17 protein-coding genes are annotated in these 15352 nt (G+C 71.6%); 9 read left to right on the top strand and 8 right to left on the bottom strand.

Going from position 1 to position 15352, the window contains the following annotated elements; genetic code table 11:
* Positions 1-23: 23 nt before the first annotated feature.
* From N4G63_RS04495 to N4G63_RS04480, 4 genes are all read right to left on the bottom strand, one after another.
* A complete protein-coding gene (locus tag N4G63_RS04495; RefSeq protein ID WP_260790366.1) occupies positions 24-1019 on the bottom strand; it encodes an NAD(P)H-dependent glycerol-3-phosphate dehydrogenase in 996 nt (331 codons plus the stop codon).
* A 67-nt stretch (positions 1020-1086) separates the two neighbouring features.
* On the bottom strand, positions 1087-1536 hold the full coding sequence (gene secB / locus N4G63_RS04490; protein ID WP_260790365.1) for a protein-export chaperone SecB: 450 nt from the start codon (positions 1534-1536) through the stop codon (positions 1087-1089).
* 173 nt (positions 1537-1709) lie between these two features.
* Positions 1710-1970, bottom strand: coding sequence for a glutaredoxin 3 (gene grxC / locus N4G63_RS04485; RefSeq protein WP_260790364.1), 261 nt, complete (start codon positions 1968-1970; stop codon positions 1710-1712).
* Between the two features lie 127 nt (positions 1971-2097).
* Entirely contained in the window at positions 2098-2496 is a 399-nt protein-coding gene (locus N4G63_RS04480) for a rhodanese-like domain-containing protein (protein ID WP_260790363.1), read from the bottom strand.
* Positions 2497-2654: 158 nt separating this feature from the next.
* On the opposite strand from N4G63_RS04480, the gene gpmI reads away from it, so the two are divergent.
* The 9 genes from gpmI (at position 2655) to N4G63_RS04435 (ending at position 12011) form a co-directional block, all read left to right on the top strand.
* Entirely contained in the window at positions 2655-4295 is a 1641-nt protein-coding gene (gene gpmI, locus N4G63_RS04475; protein ID WP_260790362.1) for a 2,3-bisphosphoglycerate-independent phosphoglycerate mutase, read from the top strand.
* A 156-nt stretch (positions 4296-4451) separates the two neighbouring features.
* Positions 4452-5234, top strand: coding sequence for a FadR/GntR family transcriptional regulator (locus N4G63_RS04470; protein ID WP_260790361.1), 783 nt, complete (start codon positions 4452-4454; stop codon positions 5232-5234).
* Positions 5231-6190 (top strand): L-threonate dehydrogenase, encoded by a 960-nt coding sequence (ltnD, locus tag N4G63_RS04465; RefSeq protein WP_260790360.1) that lies wholly within the window; start codon positions 5231-5233, stop codon positions 6188-6190. Before N4G63_RS04470 ends, ltnD begins: the two co-directional genes overlap by 4 nt.
* On the top strand, positions 6187-7479 hold the full coding sequence (gene otnK / locus N4G63_RS04460; RefSeq protein ID WP_260790359.1) for a 3-oxo-tetronate kinase: 1293 nt from the start codon (positions 6187-6189) through the stop codon (positions 7477-7479). Before ltnD ends, otnK begins: the two co-directional genes overlap by 4 nt.
* Complete coding sequence (locus N4G63_RS04455; protein WP_260790358.1) at positions 7476-8165, top strand: class II aldolase/adducin family protein; 690 nt, start codon at positions 7476-7478, stop codon at positions 8163-8165. Before otnK ends, N4G63_RS04455 begins: the two co-directional genes overlap by 4 nt.
* 53 nt (positions 8166-8218) lie before the next feature.
* Positions 8219-9034: a 2-oxo-tetronate isomerase gene (gene otnI / locus N4G63_RS04450; protein WP_260790357.1), complete on the top strand. Its 816-nt coding sequence runs from the start codon at positions 8219-8221 to the stop codon at positions 9032-9034.
* A 57-nt stretch (positions 9035-9091) separates the two neighbouring features.
* The gene (locus N4G63_RS04445; RefSeq protein WP_260790356.1) at positions 9092-10072 is read left to right on the top strand and encodes a TRAP transporter substrate-binding protein; all 981 of its coding nucleotides are present in this window, start codon (positions 9092-9094) and stop codon (positions 10070-10072) included.
* A 124-nt stretch (positions 10073-10196) separates the two neighbouring features.
* Entirely contained in the window at positions 10197-10709 is a 513-nt protein-coding gene (locus tag N4G63_RS04440; RefSeq protein ID WP_260790355.1) for a TRAP transporter small permease, read from the top strand.
* A 9-nt stretch (positions 10710-10718) separates the two neighbouring features.
* Positions 10719-12011: a TRAP transporter large permease gene (locus N4G63_RS04435; protein ID WP_260790354.1), complete on the top strand. Its 1293-nt coding sequence runs from the start codon at positions 10719-10721 to the stop codon at positions 12009-12011.
* Positions 12012-12031: 20 nt separating this feature from the next.
* Here N4G63_RS04435 and cybH read toward each other — a convergent pair whose 3' ends face one another.
* The 4 genes from cybH to N4G63_RS04415 form a co-directional block, all read right to left on the bottom strand.
* Positions 12032-12748, bottom strand: coding sequence for a Ni/Fe-hydrogenase, b-type cytochrome subunit (gene cybH / locus N4G63_RS04430; protein WP_314599391.1), 717 nt, complete (start codon positions 12746-12748; stop codon positions 12032-12034).
* Entirely contained in the window at positions 12745-14175 is a 1431-nt protein-coding gene (locus N4G63_RS04425) for a methyl-accepting chemotaxis protein (protein ID WP_260790352.1), read from the bottom strand. The genes cybH and N4G63_RS04425 overlap by 4 nt, the downstream gene beginning before the upstream one ends.
* Positions 14176-14294: 119 nt before the next feature.
* On the bottom strand, positions 14295-15179 hold the full coding sequence (locus N4G63_RS04420) for a ribose-phosphate diphosphokinase (protein ID WP_260790351.1): 885 nt from the start codon (positions 15177-15179) through the stop codon (positions 14295-14297).
* Complete coding sequence (locus N4G63_RS04415) at positions 15176-15346, bottom strand: hypothetical protein (protein WP_260790350.1); 171 nt, start codon at positions 15344-15346, stop codon at positions 15176-15178. The genes N4G63_RS04420 and N4G63_RS04415 overlap by 4 nt, the downstream gene beginning before the upstream one ends.
* Positions 15347-15352 lie beyond the last annotated feature (6 nt).

Raw genomic sequence — 15352 nt, 5'->3', positions numbered from 1 at the left:
GGCCGCGAGAGGGTGCCTGACGCTCAGCCGGCGCGGTGCGCCAGCTCGGCGCGCGCCTCGCGCCGCATCAGCTCGCGCAGCGCCTGGCCGGGTGTGGCGCGGCCCTGCAGCACGGCCACCACGGCGTCGGTGATGGGCATGTCCACACCCAGGTCCTGGGCACGCTGCTGCAGCGTGGCGGCGGTGTAGACGCCCTCGGCCACATGGCCCAGGCAGGCCAGGATCTCGGGCAGCGCCCGGCCCTCGGCCAGCAGCAGGCCCACCTTGCGGTTGCGCGACAGGTCGCCGGTGGCGGTGAGCACCAGGTCACCCAGGCCCGACAAGCCCATGAAGGTGTCGGCCCGCGCACCCAGCGCCAGGCCCAGGCGGGTCATCTCGGCCAGGCCGCGGGTGATGAGTGCGGCGCGCGCGTTCTGGCCCAGCTGCAGGCCGTCGGCAATGCCGGTGGCGATGGCCATCACGTTTTTCACCGCGCCACCCACTTCCACGCCCACCGCATCGGGCGAGGTGTAGACGCGCAGGCTCTCGCTGTGGAAGGCCTGCACCGCCAGATCGCACAGCGCGGCATCGGCACTGGCGGCCACCAGCGCGGTGGGCTGGCCACGCGCCACCTCGAGCGCGAAGCTCGGGCCCGACAGCACGCCGGCGCGCAGATCGGGCCGGATGGCGCGCGCGATCTCGTGGCCCAGCGCGCCGGTGTTCTGCTCGAAGCCCTTGCTGAGCCACAGCACGCGCGTGGCCACGGGCAAGGCCGCAAGACGCTCGCGCAGCCCGGCGGTGGGCGCGCCGATGATGGCCAAGCCCTCGGCGCTGCGCGCCGCGGCCAGCCCGGCATCGGCACTGATCTCCAGCGCCTCGGGCAGCACCACCTCGGGCAGATAGCGCGCATTGCGCCGCGTGCGCGCCATCTCGGCGGCCTGGTCGGCGTCGCGCGCCCACAGCAGCACGCGGTGGCGCGGTGCGGCGGCCACGGCCAGTGCCGTGCCCCAGGCACCCGCGCCCCACACGACCACGGACAAGTCAGTACCCATGTCGGTCAGCGGCAGCGGCGTGGCCGACTGCCGGTGTGCAAGAACCCGGTCGGGCTCAGTTCGCGCCGTTGCCGCCGGCCTGGGCCTGCTGGGCTTCGAACATGGCCTGGAAGTTCACCTCGGTGAGCAGGATCGGCGGGAAGCCGGCACGCGTGCACACGTCGGACACGATGGCGCGCAGGTACGGGTAGATCATCTGCGGGCAGACGATGCTCAGGATGCCCTGCAGCTGGTCTTGCGGCACATGGCGGATCTCGAAGATGCCGGCCTGCTTGGCCTCCACCAGGAACAGCGTGCGCTCGCCGACCTTGGTGGTGACGGTGGCGGTGACCGTGACTTCGAAGATGCCGTCGGCCACGCCCTCGGCGCCCATCGACAGGTTGATGTCGACCTGCGGCTGCTGCTGCTCGAGCAGGATCTGCGGCGAGTTGGGCTGCTCCAGCGACAGATCCTTCAGATACATGCGCTGGATCTGGAACACGGGGGTATCGTCTTGGTCGGCCATGGCGCTCAATCGCTGGGGATGAAAAAAGGCCCGCCGCCACATGCCGTCTCGACATGGACCCGCGGGCTGACTGCGGCGCGGATTATGGCGCAGCCGATGTGACGCTTCGGCGCGGCGCCGATGCGTTGAAACCAGCCCCGCCGGGCCGCCCCAAGCGCCCGGGCAGCCGCCGCTCAGGCGCCCTGCAGCAGGGGCAGCAGGCCGCCGCTGCGGTCGAGCGCCATCAGGTCGTCGCAGCCGCCCACATGGGTGGCGCCGATGAAGATCTGCGGCACCGTGCGGCGGCCGGTCAGCTCGATCATTTCGTCGCGGCGCTCGGGCAGCAGATCCACACGCACTTCCTCGATCGTGGCCACGCCGCGCTGCTGCAACAAGGCCTTGGCGCGCACGCAGTAGGGGCAGACCTGGGTCGTGTACATGCGGACCGGGTTCATGGCGTGGCACTGGGTGCGTGAGTTGCGGGGCTGCAAATTGTGGCAGCCGTGCGATACCCCTGCATGTTTGTGGGCCGATGCCGGCTGTGGCAGGCGCCACCCGGCAGCGGCAGCGGCGCTCAGCCGCTCAAGCCTTCTCGACCGGCAGATTGGCCTCGCGCCAGGCAGCCAGGCCGCCGTGCAGCGCCACCGCGCGTTCGTGGCCGGCCTTGCGCAGCTGGCCCGCGGCGCGGCTGGCGCGCGCCCCGCTGGCGCACACCAGGATCACCGGCAGCGCCTTGTTCGACGGCAGCTCCTTGGCGCCGGCCAGCTGGGCCAGCGGCACGTTGCGCGCGCCCTGCGGATGGCCGGCGGCGTATTCGGCCGGCTCGCTCACATCGATCAGCACGCCCTTCTCGCGGTTGATCAGGGCCACGGCCTGGGTGGTGCCGATGCCGGAGCCCTTCTGCAGTGCTTGCCACAGCAGGATGCCGCCCGAGACAAGCGCCAGGGCGATCAGCATCCAGTTGTCGATGATGAACTTCACGTTGCCGTCTCAGGAAATGGGGAGCCCGCGATTATGCCGGCGCCCGGGCCGCCGGCCGCCGTGGCCGGGGCGCCATGGCGCTGCCGGCGGCGCGCGCGGTGCGGGGCGCCGCAGCTAGACTCCCGGCGTCTTCAGCCCCACCCCCTGACCGATCCGCCATGAAACTCAGCCCTGCCCAAGCCCCTGCCCGCGTCGTGTTCCTGGTGCTGGATGGTGTGGGCGACGGCCCGGGCGACGCCTTCGATGCGGTGGCGCTGGCGCGCACGCCCAACCTGGACCAGCTGCGCCGCGAGGCCCTGGTGACCGCCATTCGCGCGCATGGCACGGCCGTGGGTCTGCCGTCCGACGGCGACATCGGCAACTCCGAGGTCGGCCACAACATCCTCGGCGCCGGCCGCGTGTTTCCGCAGGGCGCCAGCTCGGTGGAGACGGCCATCGCCTCGGGCGCGATCTGGCAGGGCTGCTGGCGCGACGTGGTCGGCAGCGTGCAGGCCAGCGGCGGCACGCTGCACCTGTTGGGCCTGCTGTCGGACGGCAACGTGCATGCCCACGAACGCCACCTGTTCGCCATGCTCGACCGCGCGGCGCTCGAGGGCCTCAAGCGGGTGCGCGTGCATGTGCTGCTGGATGGCCGCGACGTGATGGACAAGACCGCCCATGTGCACCTCGAGCGGCTCGAGCAGCACCTGGCGGCGCTGCGCCAGGCGCATGGCATCGATGCCTGCATCGCCTCGGGCGGCGGCCGCATGGCGATCACGATGGACCGCTATGGCGCCGACTGGCCGATGGTGGCGCGCGGCTGGCAGACCCATGTGCTGGGCCAGGCGCCGGTGTTTGCCTCGGCGCTGGCGGCACTGCAGGCCGCCCGCGCGGCCACCGCCGACCTCAGCGACCAGTATGTGCCGGCCTTCGTGGTGGCCGATGCCCAGGGCCAGGCCTGCGGCACGGTGCACGATGGCGACGCGGTGGTGCTGTTCAACTTTCGCGGCGACCGCGCCATCGAGATCACGCGCGCCTTCACCGAGGGTGCCGGCTTCACCGAGTTCGAGCGCCAGCGCGTGCCGCAGGTGTTCTTCGCCGGCATGATGCTGTACGACGGCGATGCCGGCATCCCGGCGCATTTTCTGGTGGCCCCGGCGGCGGTGTCCGACACGGTGTCGGAATGCCTGGCCGACAGCGGCGTGCGCCAGTTCGCCTGCGCCGAGACGCAGAAGTTCGGCCACATCACCTACTTCTGGAACGGCAACCGCTCGGGCAAGTTCAACGACGCCACCGAGACCTACCTCGAGATCCCGTCCGACCGCGTGTCGTTCGACCAGCGGCCATGGATGAAGAGCGCCGAGACCGCCGACGCGCTGCTCGAGGCCATCGCCGATCCGGGCTACCAGTTCGTGCGCGCCAACTTTGCCGGCGGCGACATGGTCGGCCACACCGGCAAGCTCGAGGCGGCCATCCTGGCGGTGGAGGCGGTCGACCTGGCGGTGGGCCGGCTGATGCAGGCGGCGCAGGCGCAGCAGCTGTGCCTGATCGTCACCGCCGACCATGGCAATGCCGAGGACATGGTCGAGCGCGACGGCAAGGGCCAGCCGCTGAAGGACGCCGCCGGCCAGCCGATGGGCCGCACCTCGCACACCCGCAGCCTGGTGCCCTTCATCGTGCGCGACTACAGCGGCCGCGCCTGGCAGCTGGCCGAGGTGGCCCAGCCCGGCCTGGCCAATGCCGCGGCCACCATCGTGACGCTGCTGGGCCTGCAGGTGCCGGCGCATTTCGAGCCCTCGCTGGTGCGCCCGGCCGGCTGATCCGGCGCCACCCGACCCAGGCAGCCGCGCCGGCCGCGGGTTCAGCAGCGGCTGCGGCCGCACAGCCCACAGGGCGCCCACGGGCGCCCTTTTTGATGCCCGCCGCGCGGGTTTGTCCGCATCGGGTTCGCGTCATCAAATTTGTATGATGACCCGATGACTTCAAGCACGCCGCCCATGCGCCGGCTGGCCCAGCCGATGCGGGCCGAGCGCCTGTCCGATCGCCTGGCCGCGACGCTGAAGCAGCTGCTCGATTCGGGCGAGCTGGCACCCGAGCAGCGCCTGCCCACCGAGCAGGCGCTGGCGGCGCAGTACGGCGTGTCGCGCACCGTGGTGCGCGAGGCGGTCAGCCGGCTGCGCGCGGCCGGGCGCCTGGTGGCGCGCCAGGGTTCGGGCGTGTACGTGGCGCCGGCCGGCGCGGCGCGCGCGCTCGACTTCGACCCCGAGGTGCTGACCGATCTGGACGCCGTGCTGCAGGTGGTGGAGGTGCGGGGCGCACTCGAGGGCGAGATCGCCGCGCTGGCCGCGCAGCGCGCCACGCCCGGCCAGCGCCAGGCCATCGCGGTGGCGCTGCAGCGCATCGCCGACGCCACCGCCGCCGGCCGCGATGGCGTGCCCGAGGATCTGGCCTTCCACCGCGCCATCGCCGAGGCCAGCGGCAACCCGCAGTTCGGCCGCCTGCTCAACCACCTGGAGCAGTACCTGCGCGAGGCCATGCGCGTGACCCGTGGCAACGAAGCCCAGCGCCAGGACTTTGCCGACGCCGTGCGCCTGGAGCACCGCGCGCTGGTCGATGCCATCCGCCGCGGCGACGCGGCCGGCGCCCGCGCCGCCGCACGCAACCACATGGCCCAGGCCGAGCAACGCCTGCATGCCGCCGAAGACCTGATCCGCGACGCCCTCACCCGCGCCGCCACCCGACCGGGACGATCCACATGAGCACCGACACCTCTTCTCCCGCCGCGCGCACGCTCGGCGTCATCGGCCTGGGCTCGATGGGCCTGGGCGCTGCGCTCAGCGCACTGCGCCGCGGCACGCCGACGATCGGCTTCGACCTCAACGAGGCCGCCTGCGCGAAGTTTCGCGCCGCCGGCGGCCAGGTGGCGGCCAGCGCCGCCGAGCTGGCCGCGCAGAGCGACGCGGTGCTGGTGCTGGTGGTCACCGCCGCGCAAACCGAGAGCCTGCTGTTCGGCGATGGTGGCGCGCAGCCCGGCATCGCCGCGGTGATGAAGCCCGGCGCGGTGGTGATCACCGCCGCCACGGTCGACCCCAACCTGCCGCCGCAATGGGAGGCGCGCCTGGCCGAGCGCGGCCTGCACCTGATCGACGCGCCGGTGTCGGGTGGCGCGGCCAAGGCCGCGGCCGGCGAGATGACCGTGATGGCCTCGGCCCGGCCCGAGGCCTTTGCCGCCGCTGGCGAGCTGCTGGCCGCCTATGCCGGCAAGGTGTACCGCCTGGGCGAGCGCGCCGGCGTGGGCAGCACGGTGAAGATGGTCAACCAGCACCTGGCCGGCGTGCACATCGCCGCCGCCTGCGAGGCCATGGCGCTGGGCATCCGCGCCGGCGCCGATGCGCATGCGCTGTACGAGGTGATCACCCACTCAGCCGGTTCGAGCTGGATGTTCGCCAACCGCGTGCCGCACATCCTGGCCGGTGACTACACGCCGCTGTCGGCGGTGAACATCTTCATCAAGGATCTCGGCATCGTGCTCGACGCCGCGCGCACGCTGAAGTTTCCGCTGCCGCTGGCGGCCACCGCGCACCAGCTCTACCTGGGCACCGCCGCCGCCGGCCATGGCGCCGAGGACGACAGCGCGGTGATCAAGCTCTACGCCGCCTTGTCGGGCATCACCCTGCCCGGCGGCGGGCCGGCCACCGCCGGGGGCGAAGAATGAGCGTGGGCGCACCGCTGCTGCTCGGCGTCATCGCCGATGACTTCACCGGCGCCACCGACGTGGCCAGCATGCTGGTGCGCGCCGGCCTGCGCACGGTGCAGACCCTCGGCGTGCCGGCCGAGGGCGCCGCGCTGCCGCCGGCCCAGGCCGTGGTGGTGGCACTGAAGTCGCGCACCTGCCCAGCCGCCGAGGCGGTGGCCGATTCGCTGGCCGCCGCGCGCTGGCTGCGTGCGCGTGGCGCGCGGCAGATCTACTTCAAGGTCTGCTCGACCTTCGATTCCACGCCGGCCGGCAACATCGGTCCGGTGGCCGAGGCCTTGATGGCCGAGCTGGGCGCCGCCCAGGCCATCGCCTGCCCGGCCTTTCCAGAGAACGGCCGCACGGTCTTTCGCGGCCACCTGTTCGTGGCCGACCAGTTGCTCAGCGACTCGGGCATGCGCGAGCATCCGCTGACGCCGATGGGCGATGCCAACCTGGTGCGCGTGCTGCAGGCGCAAACCGCGCAGCGCGTGGGCCTGCTGCGCTACGACAGCGTGGCCCAGGGGCCTGACGCCACGCGTGAGCGGCTGTCGGCGCTGCAGCGCGAAGGCGTGGCGCTGGTGATTGCCGACGCCATCGGCAACGACGACCTGCGCACCCTGGGCGAGGCGGTGGCCGATGCGCCGCTGCTGGTGGCCGGCTCGGGCGTGGCGCTGGGCCTGCCGCCGGCCTATGCCCGCCGCGGCTGGCTGCAGCCCGATGCCCAGGCCGCCGCACTGGGCCTGGCCGGAGGCCGCGCCGCGCTGCTGTCGGGCTCGTGCTCGCAGGCCACCAATGCCCAGGTGGCCCGCTGGATCGCCGCCGGCCAGCCGGCCCTGGCCATCGACCCGCGGGCCCTGGCGCGCGGCGAGCCGGTGGCCGCGCAGGCCCTGGCCTGGGCGCTGGCGCAAGCCGGCACGCCGCTGGTCTATGCCACCGCCGAACCCGCCGCGTTGAAGGCCGTGCAGGCCGAGCTGGGTGCCGCCCGCGCCGGCGCGCTGGTGGAGCAGGCCCTGGCCCAGGTGGCCTGCGGCCTGGTGGCCGCCGGCGTGCAGCGCCTGGTGGTGGCCGGTGGCGAAACCTCGGGCGCCGTGGTGCAGGCGCTCGATGTGCCGCTGCTGCGCATCGGCGCGCCCATTTGCCCCGGTGTGCCCTGGACGCGTGCCGAGGCTCAGCCTGGCCGCGCCCTGCTGCTGGCGCTGAAGTCGGGCAACTTCGGCGGGCCTGACTTCTTTGCCGAGGCGCTGGCCGCCAGCGAGGCCGGCGCATGACCACCCACGCCGCGCTGCGCGACGAGATCTGCCGCGTCGGCCGCTCGCTGTTCGAGCGTGGCTACGTGCATGCCACGGCCGGCAACATCAGCGTGCGCCTGCCCGACAGCGCGGGCCAGGCCGGCGGCTGGCTGATCACGCCCACCGATGCCTGCCTGGGCTTTCTCGACCCCGCTCGCCTGGCCCATGTGGCGGCCGACGGCACCCAACTCGACGGCGACCGCGCCAGCAAGACCCTGGCCCTGCACCGCCAGATCTACGGTGCCGACCCGCAGGCGCGCTGCGTATTGCACACCCACAGCAGCCACCTGGTGGCGCTGACCCTGGCACCCGCCGGCCTGGGCGTGTGGCGCGAAGACGCCATCCTGCCGCCGATCACGCCCTACTTCGTGATGAAGGTCGGCCGCGTGCCACGCATCCCGTACCACCGCCCCGGCGATCCGGCCGCGGCCGAACTCGTCGCCCGGGCCATCGGCGCCGCGCGCGCGGCCGGCAAGCCCTTGCGCGCGGTGATGCTCGACCGCCTGGGCCCCAATGTGTGGCACGACTCGCCTGCCGCCGCCATGGCCACGCTGGAAGAGCTGGAAGAGACCGCCCGGCTGTGGCTGATGGCGGCGCCGCGCCCGGCGCCCTTGAGCGACGCCCAGATCGACGAGCTGCGCCAGCAGTTCAACGCCGTCTGGTAGCCCGACGCCCGACGCCCGAACTGAACCGAGCCAAACCGCACCGAAAGCCCGCCATGCCCCGCTTTGCCGCCAACCTGAGCATGCTCTACCCCGAGCATGGCTTTCTCGACCGCTTTGCCGCCGCCGCCGCCGATGGCTTCGACGCGGTGGAGTACCTGTTTCCGTATGCCTTTGCGGCCAGCGAGATCGCCGCGCGCCTGCAGGCCCATGGCCTGACTCAGGCGCTGTTCAACGCCCCGCCGGGCCACTGGGATGGCGGCGAGCGCGGCATCGCCTGCCTGCCCGGCCGCCAGGCCGAGTTCCAGCAGGGCTTTCTCGAGCAGGCCCTGCCCTATGCCCGCACGCTGGGCTGCAAGCGCGTGCATGTGGTGGCCGGCCTGGCACCGGCCGGGGCCGACCGCGCGCAGCTGCGCGACATCTACTGCGCCAACCTGGCCTGGGCCGCCGCGCAGGCCGCGCCCGAGGGCATCGAGGTGCTGATCGAGCCGATCAACCCGCGCGACATGCCCGGCTTCTTTCTCAACCGCCAGGACGACGCGCATGCCGTGGTGCGCGACGTGGGCGCCGCCAACCTGAAGGTGCAGTTCGATCTGTACCACGCGCAGATCGTCGAGGGCGATCTGGCGATGAAGCTGCGCCAGTGGCTGCCCACCGGCCAGGTGGGCCACATCCAGATCGCCGGCGTGCCCGAGCGCCACGAGCCCGACACCGGCGAGATCAACCACCCCTGGCTGTTCAGCCTGCTCGACCAGCTGGGCTACGGCGGCTTCGTGGGCTGCGAGTACCGCCCGCGCCAGCCCGGCCCCGGCGGCACCTCGGCCGGCCTGGCCTGGCTGCGCCGCTGGCGCGACACGGCCGCCGCGGCCTGAGACACCCATCGCCCCCGTGCACGCATTCCCACCACCAACACCCCCAAGGAGACTGACATGACCGCCCGCCACGCCCTCACCCGCGCCACCCTGGCCGCCGCCATCGCCCTGCTGGGCAGCGCCGCCGGTGCCCAGACCGTGCTGAAGATCGGCTACGCCACCACCAAGGAATCGCACTACGGTGTCGGCTCGGCGGTGTTCTGCGACGAGATCGCCAAGGGCACGGCCAACCGCTACAGCTGCCAGCAGTTTCCCAGCAGCGCGCTGGGCGGCGAGCGCGAGATGATCGAGGCGGTGCAGCTGGGCACGCAGGATCTGGTCAACACCTCCACCGGGCCGCTGGGCAACTTCGTGCCCGAGGTCAAGGTGTTCGACATCCCCTTCCTGTTTCGCGGCTACGACCATGCCCGCCACACCATGGACGGCGCCATCGGCCAGGACGTGCTCAAGGCCCTGCAGAAGAAGGGCCTGATCGGCCTGGCCTGGACCGAGAACGGCTTTCGCCACATGACCAACAACAAGCGGCCCATCGTCAGCGCCGCCGACGCCGCCGGCCTGAAGCTGCGCACCATGGAGAACAAGGTGCACATGGAGGGCTACAAGACCTTCGGCCTGCTGCCCACGCCGATGGCGTTTCCCGAGCTGTTCGGCGCGCTGCAGCAGGGCACGGTGGACGGCCAGGAGAACCCGATCCCGGTGATCCTGGCCAGCAAGTTCAGCCAGGTGCAAAAGCACCTGTCGCTCACCGGCCATGTGTACTCGCCGGCGGTGATCATCCTGTCGCCGGTGGTGTGGGGCAAGCTGAACGAGGCCGACAAGAAGGTGTTCAGCGAGGCCGCCGTGAAGGCGGGCGCCGCGCAGCGCAAGAAGGTCAACGACGACGAGGCCAGCGGCATCGCCCAGCTGCGCAAGGACGGCATGCAGGTGGTGGAGAAGGTGGACGGCGACAGCTTCCGCAAGGCGGTGACGCCGGCCTACGCCAACTTCGCCAAGGAGTTCGGCGCCGACAAGATCGCCGCCATCCAGGCGGTGAAGTAAGCCCTTTTTCGCGAAGCGGCCTGGCCGCCTCGCCCCAGGGGGTGCCGCCAGCGCCGCGGCCAGGCCGCTCGCGCGGCGGCCGCTGGCTTGGGCCTTGCGCCCTTCTTTGACCGAGCCGAAGTTCATGGGCAAATTCGAAACCGGCCTGATGGCCGTCAACCGCTGGGCGCTGATCGGGCTGTTGGCCGCCATGTCGGTGATCATCTTCGCCAACGTGGCGCTGCGCTACCTGACCCATGCCTCGATCGAGTGGGCCGAGGAGGTGGCGCGGCACATGATGATCTGGCTCACCTTCCTGGGTGCCGGGCCGGTGCTGCGCTATGGCGGCCACATCGCCATCGAGAACCTGCAGGACGCCCTGCCGCCCCTGGCCGCCCGCCTGGTGCGCTGGGTGGTGGTGGTGCTGCTGACCGGGTTCTTCGGCTTCATGGTCTGGTACGGCCTGATCTACATGGAGCGCGCGCAGTACCAGACCACCGCCGCCACGCAGATCTCGTTTGCCTGGATCTATGCGGCCATGCCCATTGGCGGCGTGCTGCTGCTGCTGCACTGGGCCTGCATCGTGCGGGGCTACCTGCGCGGCCGCGAGTTCGCCGCTGACGCCCACTTTGACGCCAACGCCAGTGCGTCACTCTGAGGACCTGTTGTGAGCGCCAGCCTGATCCTGCTGTTGTCCGCCTGCGTGTTTCTGGCCATCGGCGTGCCGGTGGCGTTTGCGCTGGGCCTGTCCACCGTCACCGCCCTGCTGCTGGGCAGCCACTACCCGCTGCTGGTGCTGCTGAAGGAAACCTTCACCGGCATCGACAGCTTTCCGCTGATGGCGGTGCCCTTCTTCATCCTGGCCGCCGAGTTGATGAGCGGCGGCTCGCTCACCGAGGTGCTGCTGCGCTTTGCCTCGCAGTTCGTGGGCCACCGCCGCGGCGGCCTGGGCTACACCAATGTGGTGGGGCTGACCTTCTTCTCGGGCATCTCGGGCTCGGCGCTGGCCGATGCCGCCGGCCCCGGCGCGATGATGATCCGCATGATGGACAAGGCCGGCTACGACCGCGCCTATGCCGCCGCGCTGACCGCCTCGACCGCCATCGTCGGGCCGATCATCCCGCCGTCGATCATCATGATCATCTACGCGCTGGCCGACGAGAACGTGTCGGTGGGCGCGCTGTTCATGGCCGGCATGCTGCCGGGCCTGCTGATCGCGGTGGCCATGGCGGTGGTGAACTGGCGCGTCTCCACCCAGCGCAACTACCGTGGCGACGACGAGCGCACCCACTGGCAGCAGATGCTGAGCACCAGCGTGAAGGCCATGCCGGCGCTGCTGCTGCCGGTGCTGATCCTGGGCGGCATGCGGGCCGGCTGGTTCACGCCCACCGAGGCCTCGGTGGTGGCGGTGTTCTATGCGCTGGTGTGCGGCAAGTTCGTCTACCGCACGCTCGAGTGGCGGATGCTGCCCGACATCCTGGCGCGCTCGGCCCTGCTCACCGCCTCGGTGCTGATCATCATCGGCATGTCGGCCTCGTTTGCCTGGGTGCTCACCGTCGAGGGCCTGCCGCAGAAGCTGGCCGAATGGATGGTGGCGCAGCAGTTCAGCCCGTTCACGTTTCTGCTGGCGGTGAACGTGTTCCTGCTGCTGTTCGGCATCTTCATCGAGCCGCTGCCGGGCGTGATGGTGCTGGCGCCGGTGCTGGCGCCGGTGGCCATGAAGCTGGGCATCGACCCGGTGCACTTCGCCATGGTGATGATCTACAACCTGACGCTGGGCATGGTGACACCACCGGTGGGCGGGCTGCTGTTCGTCACCTCCAACGTGGCCAAGGTGCCCATGGGCCCGCTGGTGCGCGAGCTGCGGCCGTTTCTGTGCGCCCACGGCGTGGTGCTGCTGCTGCTGACCTTCGTGCCGGCACTCAGCACCTGGCTGCCGCATCAGCTGGGTTTCAAGTAGGCGCCCTGCCGCTGCGTGGACTAGTCCTTGAAGGTGCGATAGCCCGACACCATGGTGCTGACCATGCTCGAGCGGCCCAGGATCTCCTCGCGCACCGTGGCGTAGACATGCACGATGACGAAGCAGAACACCGTCCACATGCCCAGGTGGTGGGCGGTGTGCACGTCCTGCGAGCTGCCGAACAGCGGGATCACCCAGCCGAAGATGCCCTCGAACCATGAGCCCACCTGCTGGCCTTCGGCGTACAGCGCAAAGCCGGTGAGCAGCATGAACACCAGCGGCAGCAGGAACAGGAAGAACATCGAGAACCGGGCCAGCGGGTTGTGGCCGATGTACTGGCCCGGCCGCGCGCTGACGAAGCCGTACCACTTGAGCATGGCCCACAGGTCCTGCCAGTAGGCCCACTGGAACAGCGGCACCCAGAACAGCTCGCGCGCATACCAGTTGCCCACCACCGCCCAGTACACCCGCCCCAGCAGCCCCACCGCCAGCAGGTAGCCGGCCGCGAAGTGCGCAAAGCGGATGTAGCCCATCTGGTAGTGGCTGCTGGCCTCGCCGCTGGGTGAGTGCAGCGGGTGTGCGATCAGCCAGCCGCTCACCGCCAGCACCACGATGGCCAGCGCATTGACCAGGTGCCACACCCGCACCGGCAGCTCGTACACGTACACCGAGCGGATCGACTGCGCATCGGCCAGCTGCTGCTGGTCGATCCGGGTGATGTCCAGGGACTGGGTCATGCCGTCACTCCTTCTGCGGCGAACACCGCCACCGTCTGCACCAGTTCGTCGGCCTGGGCCTGCAGGCTGGCCGCGGCGGCGGCCATCTGCTCCACCATGGCGGCGTTGCGCTGGGTGGCCTGGTCCATCTGCGCCATGCTGTCGCCCATCTGGCCCACCTCCTGCGCCTGCTGGCGGCTGCGATCGCTCAGGTCGGCCATCAGCGCGCTCACGCGCTGCACCGCCTGCTGGATGCCGCCCATGGTGGCGCCGGCACGGTCCATCAGCGAGGCGCCGTGGGCCACGCGCTGGGCGCTGGTGCCGATCAGCGTGCGGATGTCGCGTGCCGCGCCGCCCGAGCGTGCGGCCAGTTGCCGCACCTCGGCCGCCACCACCGCAAAGCCGCGGCCGGCGTCGCCGGCACGCGCCGCCTCCACCGCGGCGTTCAGCGCCAGCAGGTTGGTCTGGAAGGCGATGGCGTCGATCATGCCGATGATGTCGGCAATGCGTTCCGAGCTTTCGGAGATGCCCTGCATGGTGGCCACCACCTCGGCGATCACCGCGCCCCCCTCGGCGGCCACGCTGCAGGCCGTTTGCGCCAGCGCATGGGCCTGGCCGGCGCTGGCGTCCGACTGCTGCGCGGCGCTGGCCAGGCCGGCCATGCCGGCGGCGGTGCGCTGCAGGTTGGCGGCGGTCTGCTCGGTGCGCAAGCTCAGGTCGCGGTTGCCCGTGGCGATCTGGTGGCTGGCGCCGTTGATGCGCTGGGTGCTGCCGCGCAGCGCAGCCACCGCGGCGGCCATCTTCTGCAGCGTGGTCTTCAGTGCGCGGCCGCCGTCGGTGCGGGCCGGCACGGCGTCAACGTCGAGCGCGATCTGCTCGCCACGGTCAACCTCGGCCACCAGGCGGCTGAGCTCCTCGCCCTCGGCCGCCATGCGGCCCATGCCGAGCGCCAGCACCCACTCGGCCGACGCCTGGGCGACGATGAACGCGGCATGCAGCAGCACACGCAGCGGGCTGGGCCGGTCAAGGCACCACACGGCCCAGCCCGCGGCCTGCAGGCGATCCATGCCGAACTGCAGCACGATGAAGGCCAGCGCCGCCAGCACGATGGGCCGCCAGTCGCGGTACACCAGCAGCAGCGCCAGCGTGGCAAACACGCCGAAGTGAAACTCGACCATGCCGCGCGACAGGTGGATGTGCAGCGTGACAAAGCCGACCAGCACGCTGGTGAGGATCAGCCGGCTGGTGAGCGAGCCACGCGCCGTGGCATAGCCCAGGCCGGTAGCGCCCAGCAGCACCAGGGTGCCCAGCAGGGCCGCGCGTGGCTCGGCGAACTGGCCGCCCAGCACCACGGCGATCACCGCGCTGAGGCCAATGGCGATCAGCAAGGTGTTGTCGCCCAGCACGCCGAGCGAGGGTTTCAGATCGGGAACATAGGTGTAGGCCATGGGGACTGCGAAGCCGTTGCCATCAAGGCTTCGCATTCAACCCGCAGGCCTGGCCGCCCAATGCCCAATGAGCACGGGCGCCGGCGCCCAGCTCGGGCGACCGGCTGTAACCCCTCAGGTCACAGCTGGCGCACCGCCTGGGCCAGCAGCGGCGCCAGCGGCACGCAGGCGCTGGCATGCGGCACGGCATCGGTGCACCACAGGTGGCGCACGCCCACGGCGCGCAGCTCGGCCACCGCCTGGCCCACGAACAGGCCGTGGGTCACCGCCACGTCCACGCTGGCCGCGCCGGCCGCGCGGGCGGCCAGTGCCGCCTCGGCCAGCGTGCGGCCGGTGCTGGCCACGTCGTCCAGCAGCACCACGGCGCGGCCGGCCAGGCTCAGGCCCGCGGGCAGGGCCACGCGCACGTCGCGGTCGCCAAAGCGCTGCTTCACGCACACCGCATGCGCCAGCCCGTGCGCGCGGCCGGCCACGGTGACCCATTGCGCCGATTCTTCATCGGGCCCCAGCAGCAGCGCGCCCGGCACCTGGGCCGCCACCCAGGCGCCCAGCAGGCCGGCGGCGGTGAGGGCCACGGTGCGGCAGCCGGGCATCACCTCGTCCATCGAGGCAATGCGGTGCAGGTGCGGATCCACCGTGATCAGCCCGTCGACCAGGCGCGACAGCGCGGCGCCGATGTGGCGCTGGCTCACCGCCTCGCCGGGGCTGAAGGCGATGTCCTGGCGCATGTAGGCCAGGTAGGGGCTCACCAGCACGATGTGCCGCGCGCCCAGCTCGCGCGCCGCGGGGCAGGCGATCAGCAGCTCGGCCAGCTTGTCATTGGGCCGGTGCAGGCCGCGGTAGAGCAGCAGCTCGGCCGGCAGCACGGGCGGCAGGTGCAGGCGCGTCTCGCCATCGGGAAAGTGGTGGCGGCCGATCAGCGCCAGCGGCACCGCCAGCGCCTGGGCCAGCGCGCTGGCGGCGGCCTGTTCATCGTCAAAGGCCAACAGCAGGCCGGGGGTCATGGGCAGGTTCTCCTGGCCGGTGATTCAGAGGGTGCGGCGGCTGGGGCGATGCGGGCCCCGGTGCGCTGCGGCACCGCGTCGCGGCGCAGGCCGACCACGTACTCGGGCCCGATGCCGATGCCGATGCCGATGCCGACACGGCAGAGGTGCAAGGTCTGGCCGTCCATCGGCTG

Origin of the sequence: Aquabacterium sp. OR-4 (assembly GCF_025290835.2) — a bacterium.
Taxonomy (GTDB): Bacteria; Pseudomonadota; Gammaproteobacteria; order Burkholderiales; family Burkholderiaceae_C; genus Pseudaquabacterium.
This window is presented reverse-complemented; position numbering and strand designations above follow the sequence as displayed.

What these genes read in the sequence shown, in the direction of transcription:
- secB (WP_260790365.1), bottom strand. Translation starts at nt 1,536, where the DNA reads ATGGCCGACCAAGACGATACCCCCGTGTTCCAGATCCAGCGCATGTAT.
- grxC (WP_260790364.1), bottom strand. Translation starts at nt 1,970, where the DNA reads ATGAACCCGGTCCGCATGTACACGACCCAGGTCTGCCCCTACTGCGTG.
- gpmI (WP_260790362.1), top strand. Translation starts at nt 2,655, where the DNA reads ATGAAACTCAGCCCTGCCCAAGCCCCTGCCCGCGTCGTGTTCCTGGTG.
- N4G63_RS04470 (WP_260790361.1), top strand. Translation starts at nt 4,452, where the DNA reads ATGACTTCAAGCACGCCGCCCATGCGCCGGCTGGCCCAGCCGATGCGG.
- ltnD (WP_260790360.1), top strand. Translation starts at nt 5,231, where the DNA reads ATGAGCACCGACACCTCTTCTCCCGCCGCGCGCACGCTCGGCGTCATC.
- otnK (WP_260790359.1), top strand. Translation starts at nt 6,187, where the DNA reads ATGAGCGTGGGCGCACCGCTGCTGCTCGGCGTCATCGCCGATGACTTC.
- N4G63_RS04455 (WP_260790358.1), top strand. Translation starts at nt 7,476, where the DNA reads ATGACCACCCACGCCGCGCTGCGCGACGAGATCTGCCGCGTCGGCCGC.
- otnI (WP_260790357.1), top strand. Translation starts at nt 8,219, where the DNA reads ATGCCCCGCTTTGCCGCCAACCTGAGCATGCTCTACCCCGAGCATGGC.
- N4G63_RS04445 (WP_260790356.1), top strand. Translation starts at nt 9,092, where the DNA reads ATGACCGCCCGCCACGCCCTCACCCGCGCCACCCTGGCCGCCGCCATC.
- N4G63_RS04440 (WP_260790355.1), top strand. Translation starts at nt 10,197, where the DNA reads ATGGGCAAATTCGAAACCGGCCTGATGGCCGTCAACCGCTGGGCGCTG.
- cybH (WP_314599391.1), bottom strand. Translation starts at nt 12,748, where the DNA reads ATGACCCAGTCCCTGGACATCACCCGGATCGACCAGCAGCAGCTGGCC.
- N4G63_RS04425 (WP_260790352.1), bottom strand. Translation starts at nt 14,175, where the DNA reads ATGGCCTACACCTATGTTCCCGATCTGAAACCCTCGCTCGGCGTGCTG.
- N4G63_RS04420 (WP_260790351.1), bottom strand. Translation starts at nt 15,179, where the DNA reads ATGACCCCCGGCCTGCTGTTGGCCTTTGACGATGAACAGGCCGCCGCC.
- N4G63_RS04415 (WP_260790350.1), bottom strand. Translation starts at nt 15,346, where the DNA reads ATGGACGGCCAGACCTTGCACCTCTGCCGTGTCGGCATCGGCATCGGC.